Here is an 11,436-nt window from a genome sequence, read left to right on the forward strand (position 1 = left end):
CTGATGAGGGGAAGAGACGGAAGGGACAGGCTAATGGGAAGTGAACGAAGGGATGAGATCGGCCGCCCAGTCAAGGCCGCGATGGCGCAGCCAGGTGGCAGCGAATGCATCGGCACCGTCATCGGCGAGCACTGCATCGATCGCGCGCTGGTCCTCTGGCGAGGACGCAGCCACGAAAGCCAGAGCTGCCGGCCCAAGTCCGAGTTCGAAGACCCGGTTACCCAGTCGCGACTGGTAGTAGTAGTCGCGCTTGGGGATCGCGGTGGCGACGATCTCGATCTGCCGGTTGTTGAGCCCGAAACCCTCGTAGATCGAACGGATCTGCGGCTCGGTGGCCTGCGGATTCGGCAGGAAGATGCGGCTCGCGCAACTCTCGACGATTGCTGGGGCGATCGAGGAGTCCTGGATGTCGGCCAGCGACTGCGTCGCGAAGATCACTGAGACGTTCTTCTTGCGCAGCGTCTTGAGCCACTGGCGGATGCGGGCTGCGAACACGGGGTCGTCGAGGAACAACCAGGCCTCGTCCAGGATCAGCAGCGTAGGCGCACCGTCGAAGCGTTCGTCGAAGCGCGCGAACAGGTAGCCCAGAACGGCCAGCACTGCGGCCTTGCTCTGCATCAGCTCTTCCATCTCGAAGCACTGGACCGAGCCCGTGCCCAGACGGTCGGCATCCGCATCGAGCAGTTTCCCGTGGGCACCGCCGAGCACATAGGGCTGAAGAGCCTGCCGCAGTGCGTTCGACTGCAGCAGCACCGACAGGCCGGTCATGGTGCGCTGCTCGACCGGTGCGCTGGCCAGGCTGTTGAGCGCAGACCAGACTGCGTCCTTCTCGGGCGGGCCGACGTCGACGCCTTCCTGAAGCAAGCGTCTTTCGATCCACTCGGCTGCCCAGGTGCGGTAGCCGTCCTGATCGATACGCGCCAACGGCTGGAACGCGACCTCGCCCCCGGCCTCCCACCCTTTGCCGAGGTCGTAGTGCTCGCCGCCCAGCCCGAGCACGGTGGCACGCATCGAGCGGCCCATGTCAAAGACGAGCAGCTGGGCGCCTGGGTAGCGCCGGAACTGCATCGCCAGCGTGGCGAGCAGCACCGACTTGCCCATCCCGGTCGGACCGACCACCAGCGTGTGGCCCACGTCACCGATGTGGGTGACCAGCCGGAACGGCGTCGCACCGTCGGTGCGGGTGACGATCAACGGTGGACCGTCCAGATGTGCATTGCGCTCGGGACCGGCCCAGACCGCCGACGCCGGCATCATGTGCGCCAGGTTAAGCGTCGAGATGATGGGCTGGCGCACGTTGGCGTAGGCGTGACCCGGGATCGAAGACAGCCAGGCATCTACCGCGTTCAAGGTCTCGGGGATGGTGACGAATCCGCGTCCCTGAATCGCGCGCTCCACCTGCCGCAGCTTCTCGCCTGCGTCGTTCGCATCGGTATCGAGCACCGTCACGGTCGCCGTGACATAGCCAAACGCCACCTGATCGCCGCCCAGCTCCTGCAAGGCCGCATCGGCATCCGATGCCTTGTTCGAGGCATCGGTGTCCACCAGCGGGCTCTCCTGTTGGAAGATCGTCTCGCGCAGCAGTGCAACGATGTTCTTGCGCTTGGCGAACCACTGCCGGCGCAGGCGCGTGAGTTCCTTTTCGGACTCGGCCTTGTCCAGGCAGATGAAACGCGTGCTCCAGCGGTAGGCGAAGCTCAATCGGTTCAGGTCGTTGAGCAGACCCGGCCACGTCGAGGTCGGGAAGCCGCGCACGGTCAGCACCCGAAGATGCGTGCTGCCCAGCATCGGCGCCAGCCCGCCCACGAGTGGTTCATCCGCTAGCAGCGCGTCGAGGTGCATCGGCACCTCTGGCACGGCGACCGAATGCCGTCGCGTCGAGACGCACGCATGCAGGTAGGTCAGCGTCTGTGTGTCGTCGAGCCAGACGATCTCCGGCATCACGCCATCGAGGAGATCGAAGAATCGTTCGGTCTCGGACACGAACGCCTCCAGGCGTTCGCGCCAATCGACACCTTCAGCCTTCTGGTTCTCGTAGAGCAAGCGGCTGGCACGCGCGCGGGATTCATCCAGCGGCAGATACAGCAGCGTCAGGTGGTAGCTGCTCTCGAAATGGCCGGCATCGTCCTCGAAGGCGGCGCGTCGCTCTTCATCGACGAGCCAGGACAGGGGCTCCGGAAAGCGAGATTCGGGATAGTCCGCCGCCTGCCGCCGCTCGGCCTCCACGAACAACGCCCAGCCTGAGCCGAGCCGCCTCAGCGCGTTGTTGAGCCTTGCCGAGATCGCCATCAGCTCGCCCTGCGTGGCGCTGTCGAGGTCGGGCCCCCGAAAGCGCGCCGTTCGCTGGAAGGCCCCATCCTTGTTGAGCACAACGCCCGGTGCAACCAGACCCGCCCACGGCAGCCAATCGGCCAGCAACGCCGGGCGCTTGCGGTATTCGGTGAGGTTCATCATGGGGGTGACCTCACGCGTCCAGCAATGCACGGTGCTTGATATGCCTCGCGAAGACCTGCATGAACTGCGGGTCCAGCCGCGCCCCCCAGACGGCCAGCGAGTGACCGACCACCCAGAGCGCGACACCGGGCAGCCAGAGCTGCAGACCGAGCCCGACAGCGGCGGCCAGCGTGCCGTTGGCGATTGCCACGGTGCGCGGCGTGCCGCCCAGCAGGATCGGCTCGGTCAGCGAACGGTGCAGCGGCACCTCGAAGCCTGGCAGTCCGGACGTGCCGACGGCCGACGCGCTCATGCCAGCACCGCTCCGCCGGTGAAGCTGAAGAAGGTCAGGAAGAAGCTGGAGGCTGCGAATGCGATCGACAGCCCGAAGACGATCTGCACGAGTTTCCGGAAGCCACCGGAAGTGTCACCGAAGGCCAGCGCCAGTCCCGTGGCGATGATGACGATCACCGCGATGATCCGGGCCACCGGTCCCTGGATCGAGTCCAGCACCGACTGCAGCGGCGCCTCCCATGGCATGTTGGAGCCCGCCGCGTGCGCGGGCAACGCAACGGCGAACATCAGCACGGCAGTGGTGGCGGCGAGCAGAAGCGGTTTTACGGAAGTACGCAGATTCGTCATGACGGTTCTCCTGTGGATGGCGGGTTGAGGGAAATCGAAGAGGGAGCAAGTTCGAGCGGCGCATCGAACCGGTAGCCGTGGGTGTCGAAACCGATGACGCGCGCGATCTCGCGCACCCGGCGCGCGCGGCCACGGCCGGCGATGAAGACGATCACGTTGACCGTCTCGGCGATGAGCGCGCGCGGGATGGTCACGCTGACCTCCTGCACGAGCTGTTCGAGGCGCGTGAGCGCACCGGCGGCCGAGCCGGCGTGCACGGTGGCGATGCCACCGGGATGACCGGTGCCCCAGGCTTTCAGCAGGTCCAGCGCTTCGGAGCCCCGCACCTCACCGACGACGATGCGATCGGGGCGCAGCCGCAAGGTGGCGCGCACCAGATCGGCCATCGTGCTCACGCCAGGTTCGGTGCGCATGCCGACGTGGTCGTCGGAGCGGCACTGCAGCTCGACCGTGTCCTCGAGGATCAGCACGCGGTCGCGCGTCTCTGCGATCTCGTCGAGCAGCGCGTTCGCGAGCGTCGTCTTGCCGGTGCTGGTGCCTCCTGCGACGACGATGTTCAGCCGATCGCGCACCACCTGTCGCAGGAACGTGGCCTGTGCTTCGGTCATCACGCCATCGTCCACGTAGCGCGCAAGATTCATGATGCGCAGCGCGCGCTTGCGGATCGCGAACGATGGCGCGCGCACCACCGGCGGCAGCACGCCGAGGAAGCGTTCACCGGTTTCGGGCAGTTCCGCCGAGAGGATCGGGGCGCCGGCATGGACTTCGGTGCGCACGTGTGCGGCCACCAGCCGGATGATCCGCTCGGCCACAGCCGGCGGCAGCTTGGCGCCCGTCGGCATGCGACCGGGTCCGAACCGGTCGACCCAGAGCGAACCGTCCGGGTTCAGCAACACCTCCACGACTTCCGGGTCCTCGAGCGCCGCCGCGATCTCGGAGCCCATGGCCGTTCGCAGCATGCGGATGCGGCGGCCATCGGCTTCCCTGCCGACATGTCGGCTTCCGTCATCACTGGCTGCTTCCCCACCTTGCCTGTCGTCGAGACGCTTCATGGCCCGTCCCCTTCGCTGCGCTCGAAAGGCTGCTCGTCAGGGATGGCACCGCCGCCGGAGGACGGCAGATCGTCCGGCGCGATCTCCTGGTGGATCTCCCGAACCAGGCTTCGCCCACGCTGGAGGTGGCGGGCGAGCTGTTCGATGAACTGGGCATAGCGGGCGCGCCCCTGCGCACGGGCAGCCTCCTGGTGGCCCTCGGGCACGGGCAACGACACGGTGAGGAAATAGCGCACGTACAGGGACACCGTCTCGATCAGGATCGACTGGTCGCGCTCAAGCCGATCGAACTGACGCGAGAGCCTGTCGAGACGCTTGGCGATCGCCGCCTCGCGCTGGTCCTCACCATCGGGGGACAGAAAGGACGCCAGTGCCGCCGCGATCACGGCGGACTTCGAGACGCCCTTGTGCGCGGCGACCTGGGCCAGGCGCTTCGCATGCACTGGTTCGATGAAGATGTTGAGGCGGGTGCGGCTCATAGCGCGATCCCGTCGTCGGGGTCCATGGCTGCAAGCCGGGCGCTGCGCGTGAGCTTTTGGTCCACGTCCTGGGGCCGCAGCGGCAAGTCGTCCTCGTCATCGAGCATCAACAGGCCGTCGTCATCCGGGAGTTCGGGGACGTCGGGCGTCAGGTCCAGCTCGGGCTTGAGTTGATGCCCGCCCTCGTCGGAGAGCCCGTCTGTATGACCATCCGACGAGGATCCAGGCGCTGCGAGCGGCGACAATCCGCGCCAATCGTCGGGGCGTGCCGCGGGGCGATCGGCATAGACACCTGCGGCCAGTGCCGGCGCAGGCAGCACGCGCGCCGCGAAGTTGCGATCCTGGAAATAGCGCAGCTTCTTGGCCTTGATCGGCGGATGGCCCGAGACCATCACGACGGCGTCGTCCCGCGGCAGTTGCATGACTTCGCCCGGTGTCAGCAGCGGTCGCGCCGTCTCCTGCCGCGACACCATGAGATGGCCAAGCCACGGTGCCAGTCGGTGACCCGCGTAGTTGCGTTGCGCACGCAATTCGGTAGCGGTACCGAGCGCTTCGGAGATGCGCTTGGCGGTGCGTTCGTCATTGGTCGCGAACGCGATGCGCACATGGCAGTTGTCCAGGATCGAGTGGTTCTGGCCGTAGGCCTTGTCGATCTGATTCAGGGATTGCGCGATCAGGAAGGCGCGCAGCCCGTAGCCGGCCATGAACGCGAGGGCCGACTCGAAGAAGTCCAGCCGTCCCAAGGCCGGAAACTCGTCGAGCATCAACAGCAGCTTGTGCTTGCGGGCGATGCCGTCCGAGCCGTCGAGCGATTCGGTGAGACGCCGGCCGACCTGGTTGAGGATCAGGCGGATCAGCGGCTTGGTGCGGCTGATGTCGGACGGCGGCACGACGAGATACAGCGACACCGGATGCACAGCCGAGATCAGGTCCGCGATGCGCCAGTCGCAGCGGGACGTGACCTCGGCCACCGTGGGATCGCGGTACAGGCCCAGGAAACTCATCGCAGTGGACAAAACGCCCGAACGCTCGTTGTCGCTCTTGTTGAGGACTTCGCGTGCGGCCGAAGCGACGACGGGGTGGACCTCGTCTCCAAGATGCTTCGTCGTCATCATCCGATGCAGCGTCACCTCGAAGGGGCATGCGGGGTCCGACAGAAAGTTGGCGACGCCGCGCAGCGTCTTGTCCTCGCTCGCGTAGAGCACGTGGAGGATCGCGCCGACCAACAGAGCGTGACTGGTCTTCTCCCAATGATTGCGGCGCTCCAGCGCACCCTCGGGATCAACCAGGATGTCGGCGATGTTCTGTACGTCGCGGACTTCGTGCATGCCGCGGCGCACTTCCAGCAGCGGGTTGTACGCGGCAGACTTCGCGTCGGTCGGGTTGAACAGAAGGCAATGGCTGAACCGCGAGCGCCAGCCGGCCGTGAGATTCCAGTTCTCGCCCTTGATGTCATGGATCACGGCCGAGCCGGTCCACGACAGCAGCGTTGGGATGACGAGATCCACGCCTTTCCCCGAGCGCGTGGGTGCGAAGACCATCACATGCTCCGGGCCGTCGTGGCGGAGATAGGCCAGGATCTTGCCACCCAGCTTGCCCAGGAACACGCCGGTGGTCCCGATCAAGCCGGCCTGCCGCATCTCGTCGGCTTCTGCCCAACGGGCAGACCCGTAGGTCGTCACGTGCTTGGCCAGGCGTGAGCGCCATACCGCCATGCCGACGGCGGCGCTCGCAGCGAACAGTCCGCTGGATGCCGCGATGGCCCCTCCACGGAGGAACACGTCGGGCGCATAGGCATCGTAGAAGTACCACCACTCGAACAGCTTCCAGGGTTCATAAACTGGCGTGCCGGCGACCTCGGACCAGGCGGCACCGAGTCGCGACTGGTAACCCAGTGCATGGGCCGTCCATTGGGTTGCGGCCCACACGCCGCCGACGGCGACTCCCAAGACGACGGCAATCTGTCCGAACAAGATCCCATTGGCTCCTTGCGGCATGCAGACTCCTTTGATGACTGGTTTCGCGCCGGTGCCGCAACGGCACCGCTCCCTCAAAGTCTGAAATCGGATCGTTGAACCGCACACCCATCGGGGCGTGGCGCGGCGTACGCCAGGAGGCCCGCACAGAACGTCCAGGCAAGCCTCTTGGACTAGAAGGTCGTTGTGGTGGGACTAGTCGTTGCAGCGTGTCGGATGGCCCGAAGCGGCGTTGCTTGCGCATGAAGTCAAAGCCTAGCCACGCGTGCCGTTCAGTTGAACTGCCAACTCTGGTAGTAGGAGTCGGCCTCACGGTGCACTCAAAGGGTGATGGACAACGCCTTCACGATGCTCGGCCTCATCGTTTGGAGAGCAATACAGCAAGCATTGGTAACGACAAGGGCGCAATCGTTGCAAGCCAATTGCAACTGAGATATGTTCGCTTCCATGCGGAATGCAAAAGGCGTAGGGGGCGTGAGCCTGACCTTCGTTTCTCCGCTCCATGAGCCGATGCTGTAAGTCGCAGCAGTCAAGTCGGACACATCAGCATCGATCGACGCGTGTCGCAACGGGGAAGATGCGAGCTCCTCATTGCGTGACAACTGCAGGAGGCTGAGGATGGAAACGTGGACTCGGGAGTTGCTGTCGACATTGGGCGGCAACCGCGACGTCAAGCAGGTCTTCGAGCAGATAGACCGCAGTGCACGTCATTTGGGCTTCGAACAGTGCGCCTACGGGCTGCGATTACCGTTGCCTTTCACCAGGCCGCGGACTCTCATGCTCAACAATTACGACAGCCGCTGGTCCCGACGCTATGAGGATGTGGGCTATCTCGCTGTCGATCCCACCGTCCGGATCGGTGGGCGGTCGAACTTTCCTATTATCTGGTCCGACGAGCTGTTCAGAGAGGTACCCCAGTTCTGGAGCGAGGCGCGCTCATTCGGCCTCAACGTCGGATGGGCACAGTCCTGCTTCGACGGTGATGGGGCTGTCGGCCTGCTCTCGGTATCGCGCTCTCATGAAGCGCTGACCCACGCCGAGTTGATCGCCAAGGAAGCGCATCTGCGCTGTCTCGCCAACATCGGACACAACGCGCTTTCCACTGCCCTCGGGCGGAACGTGGTCAGCCCAAATGGGACGTTGACAACGCGGGAAGTCGAAGTATTGCAATGGACAGCGGATGGAAAGACTTCCAGCGAGATAGGCGACATCCTTTCGGTGACGACAGATACGATCAATTTCCATATCAAGAATGCGATCACGAAGCTCGGCGTTGCCAACAAGGCGGCTGCCGTTGCGAGCGCGGCGGTCCTCGGCCTGCTCAAATGACTGTCCGCAACGGAGTGACTGAGGCCTCTTGCCAATGGATCGGCGCCGCATTGAAAGTCGGCACCGAAGTGCCAGCTCAGAGCATTCTGACCGGCGGCAGCACCTCCTTGTCCACGTCGATCCAGCAAGCAAATACCGGATGGCCGTTTGCCAGCATCGCAGGTCCCGCACGCCGCGCATGGAAGCCGCCGCGACGCAGGATTCGCTCGACCCCGCGCGGCGACACACTGATCAGGCGCCGCACGCCCGAGCGGGCAGCATGAGACAGTGCCGCCCGCAGTAGATCGAATGACACAGGGGACGAGACTTGGCGGAGTGCACCCATGCCGGCAGAGGTCGCGGACTTGCTGAAGTCCACCGCGGCAAAGCGCGAAAGCTCCCAAACCTCGGATGTTTGAGGAGCCTGCTGGTCGCCTAGCAATTGCGGGAAGATGTCCCGCAGTAGATAGGGCTGTTGGGTAGGAAGAAGTCGCGCCACGCCGATCAGCTGACCATCATCCCCTCGTGCGATGACGTAGACCGTATCCGGCCGATCGAACTGATCGAGCTCCATGCCGTCCGTCACTGCAAGGTCCCAACCCAGCATTTCGACGAATACCCGATGTCGGTACAGCGCCATTCCACGCAGCAGTTCGACCGGCAAGCTCTCGGGCACGCCCACAATGAATTCCATGCTGGATTCCTCCGAAGAACGATAGAGGTATTCCAGCCGAGGCCTTCGGTGCACAAAACTACCAAGGTTGGTAGCTTGATTTATCGAGATCGCATCAAGATGCGCCCGAGCTGTGACACCGTACCGCGCCGGCGTGCCGGCCGCCCTGCGAGCACTTGGCATTGCACCGTCACGATCTCAGGAGGCAGACATCCAGCGGCGAGGGAGCGCGGTGCCCTCAGCCGCGGCTCGCACGCACCGACGCAATGCCGCTGGCTGCGATGAGGCCGATACCTGCAAGGGCCAGCGCGCTCGGCACTTCATTCCACACGAGGTAGCCAAGCAGGAGCGCCCACAGGATGTTCGTGTACCGGAAGGGTGTCACTACCGACAGGTCGACGCCTCGGCAGGCTGCGATCAGCGCATAGTTGCCAAGCGCTGTGCACACGGCCGCGCCAAGGAGCAGGCCCAACTCGCGGCCACGCAGCGGTTGCCAAACCTCGATGATGACAAGGGTGAAGCCGGCCAACGTCACCGACGCGGTGGTGAGCAAGGCGATGGCCGCTGAGGGAATTTCCGGTGGCAGGCGGCGGGTCACGAGGTCCCGGGCGGCAAGCGACGCGGCGCACAACATGGAAAGTAAAGCACCCCACCCCGCTCCGCCGCTTGCGGCCGGACCGACCACAAGCAGCGCGCCCGCGAATCCGACCAGCAGCGCAGCGACTCGCCGGCCGCGCAACGGCTCCCATCCCATGGCTACCGCGCTCAGGCCCACCATGAAGGGCGCCGCCATCGTGACAGCCGTGACCAAGCCCAACGGGGCAAACGACAGCGCGGCCACCGAGAAAATGGCCGTCGTGATCTCCAGGCCGCAGCGCAGCGCCACGATCGGTCGCACCAGAAATGGCCAGTCCTCGCGCCGGACCGAGCGCAGCGCGATCGCGGAGATGATCAGAGTCGCACCCATGCCGCGCAGCGCCAACACCTGGCCTGCAGCGAACGAATGCGTACTCAGCTTGACGAATGTGTCGTTCACAACGTAGCAGGCCATCGCCGCGGTCATCAATGCCATGCCGCGGTAGCTCGCCAATACATCAGGCCTGTACATCTGGCTTTCCGCCTTCGGCCAGCAGACCGAGCGGAGCGCCGGCGGCGCGAAGCGCATCCCATTGCGCACGCGCCTTCAACACGATTTCGCTCACCTCCTCGTCAGGGTCCGACATCGCGACGATCGCACCGCCGGAGCCGATGGACACGCCATCGTTCGCGCACACGATGGTGCGGATAACGATGTTGAGCTTGGCGCTGCCGCTGAAAGAAAGGTAGCCGATGCTGCCCGAGTAGATGCCACGCGCCGAACGCTCCAGATCGTCCAGGATCTTCATCGTCCTGATCTTCGGGGCGCCAGTCATGGAGCCACCCGGAAACACCGAGCGGATGCAATCCACGGCGGTCAGATCGTCGCGAAGCTTGCCTCTGATGGTGCTCACCATCTGGTGCACGGTGGCGTACGACTCGATTTCGAACAGGCCGGGCACATGGACGCTACCAAGTTCACAGACGCGGTTCAGGTCGTTGCGCAGCAGGTCGACGATCATGAGATTTTCGGCGCGGGTCTTTTCATCGGCCTGCAGGCGTTGCGCGATCTCGACGTCTTCGTCGGTGGTGGCACCGCGCCGCGCCGTGCCCTTGATCGGGCGTGAGTCCACTGTCCGGTCTGGGTCGATCTGAACAAACAGCTCCGGCGATGCGCACAGCACCGTGACGTCGGGCGTCTTCAGGTAGGCGGCATAGGGCGCTGGATTGCGCGCGCGCAGGATGCGATAGACATCCAGTCCGGCGATGCCGCCGCTGCCGCAGAGCTGATTCGTCAGACACACCTCATAGGTTTCTCCTTGCAAGATCTCTTCCTGACAACGAAGCACTAGGGCCCGGTAAGCGTTCAGGTCCAGACGCCAATCCAGCGCGCCGAGAGCCGCGGCCGCATCGCCTCCGGGAGGTGGAGAACCGGAAGCCAGGCGGGACAGCAGATGCTGCGCACCATCGATCCAGGCTCGGTTAATGTCCGACAGCGGTGGATGGTCGAGGCAAACGATCCAGGTGCGCTGCTCGAGGTGATCGAACGCGATGAACCGGTCTGCGAGGATCCACTGCGCATCGGGGGTCGACGCGTCCGCTCCATGCTCGCCTTCCAGTTCACCCTTGAGTTCATAGCCAAAGTACCCGACGTAGCCTCCCCTGAAATCGAAGGGGAGCGCCGGACCGCCCGGAGTCAGGCGCGGCATTTCCTCTCGCAGGAAGTCGAAGACGCTCTGCTCGCGCGTTCCGGTCTTGCTGCCCTGCCGGACCTCCAGTTGCCGTGACCGCGACCGGTAGCTGATGATTTGGGCGTGTGGCCCCGCATCGTCCCCCATGAAGGAGAAGCGAGCGCGCTGCGGGTCGGGCTGGCTGCTGTCGAGCCAGAACGAGGCGTTGCTGCGCGAGAACATCTGGATGAAGGCGTCCTGCGGATCGGGGTAGCTGTCCAGACAGCGTGCGTGGACCGTCAGCGCAGCGTTGGCGCCGGGGGCGGCCTTCACGCCGTCCGAAGCCGCACGATCGCGACGCAACTGCCATTCGCGCGTCAGGTCACGGAAGTTGCGAAGCAGCCGCGCACCATGCTCCGTGCAGATCGACTCCGGGTGAAATTGAACGCCCCACCACGGCCTGGATGTGTGGCGCAATGCCATCAGCGTTCCGTCCGATGTCCAGGCACAGGGCTGTAACTCCGGCGGGAGATCGGTGACTGCCAAGGAGGGCGGATTCAACCGGTCGATGCAACACACTAACCACTGCTTAGGCAGAAGGAGTGTTGCAGATGAAATACCGGACAC

Annotated in this window: 10 protein-coding genes; 1 reads left to right on the top strand and 9 read right to left on the bottom strand. The window is 64.7% G+C overall.

Features of this window, described 5'->3' with window-relative positions; all coding sequences use genetic code 11:
- Positions 1-30: 30 nt before the first annotated feature.
- From trbE to AC07PZ_RS28400, 6 genes are all read right to left on the bottom strand, one after another.
- Entirely contained in the window at positions 31-2,454 is a 2,424-nt protein-coding gene (trbE, locus tag AC07PZ_RS28375) for a conjugal transfer protein TrbE (RefSeq protein WP_495298527.1), read from the bottom strand.
- Positions 2,455-2,464: 10 nt separating this feature from the next.
- The gene (locus AC07PZ_RS28380; protein WP_495298508.1) at positions 2,465-2,746 is read right to left on the bottom strand and encodes a VirB3 family type IV secretion system protein; all 282 of its coding nucleotides are present in this window, start codon (positions 2,744-2,746) and stop codon (positions 2,465-2,467) included.
- On the bottom strand, positions 2,743-3,075 hold the full coding sequence (locus AC07PZ_RS28385; protein WP_495298509.1) for a TrbC/VirB2 family type IV secretion system protein: 333 nt from the start codon (positions 3,073-3,075) through the stop codon (positions 2,743-2,745). Before AC07PZ_RS28385 ends, AC07PZ_RS28380 begins: the two co-directional genes overlap by 4 nt.
- The gene (gene trbB, locus AC07PZ_RS28390) at positions 3,072-4,034 is read right to left on the bottom strand and encodes a P-type conjugative transfer ATPase TrbB (protein ID WP_495298510.1); all 963 of its coding nucleotides are present in this window, start codon (positions 4,032-4,034) and stop codon (positions 3,072-3,074) included. Before trbB ends, AC07PZ_RS28385 begins: the two co-directional genes overlap by 4 nt.
- Positions 4,035-4,123: 89 nt before the next feature.
- Positions 4,124-4,606 carry a CopG family transcriptional regulator gene (locus tag AC07PZ_RS28395; RefSeq protein WP_495298511.1) on the bottom strand — a complete coding sequence of 161 codons (483 nt, stop codon included), beginning with the start codon at positions 4,604-4,606 and terminating at the stop codon, positions 4,124-4,126.
- Entirely contained in the window at positions 4,603-6,603 is a 2,001-nt protein-coding gene (locus AC07PZ_RS28400; RefSeq protein WP_495298512.1) for a conjugal transfer protein TraG, read from the bottom strand. Before AC07PZ_RS28400 ends, AC07PZ_RS28395 begins: the two co-directional genes overlap by 4 nt.
- 597 nt (positions 6,604-7,200) lie before the next feature.
- Between AC07PZ_RS28400 and AC07PZ_RS28405 the strand changes: the two genes are divergently transcribed.
- The gene (locus AC07PZ_RS28405; protein WP_495298513.1) at positions 7,201-7,911 is read left to right on the top strand and encodes an autoinducer binding domain-containing protein; all 711 of its coding nucleotides are present in this window, start codon (positions 7,201-7,203) and stop codon (positions 7,909-7,911) included.
- A 76-nt stretch (positions 7,912-7,987) separates the two neighbouring features.
- Here the strand turns inward: AC07PZ_RS28405 and AC07PZ_RS28410 are convergent, their stop codons facing one another.
- From AC07PZ_RS28410 to pabB, 3 genes are all read right to left on the bottom strand, one after another.
- A complete protein-coding gene (locus AC07PZ_RS28410; protein ID WP_495298514.1) occupies positions 7,988-8,584 on the bottom strand; it encodes an acyl-homoserine-lactone synthase in 597 nt (198 codons plus the stop codon).
- A gap of 217 nt (positions 8,585-8,801) precedes the next feature.
- Positions 8,802-9,671 carry a DMT family transporter gene (locus AC07PZ_RS28415; protein ID WP_495298515.1) on the bottom strand — a complete coding sequence of 290 codons (870 nt, stop codon included), beginning with the start codon at positions 9,669-9,671 and terminating at the stop codon, positions 8,802-8,804.
- Positions 9,658-11,436 (bottom strand): aminodeoxychorismate synthase component I (gene pabB / locus AC07PZ_RS28420; RefSeq protein ID WP_495298516.1); only part of this gene is annotated, 1,779 nt, incomplete at its 5' end. The genes pabB and AC07PZ_RS28415, both read right to left, overlap by 14 nt.

The sequence above is a fragment of the Variovorax sp. GW821-FHT10B04 genome (genome assembly GCF_059415645.1).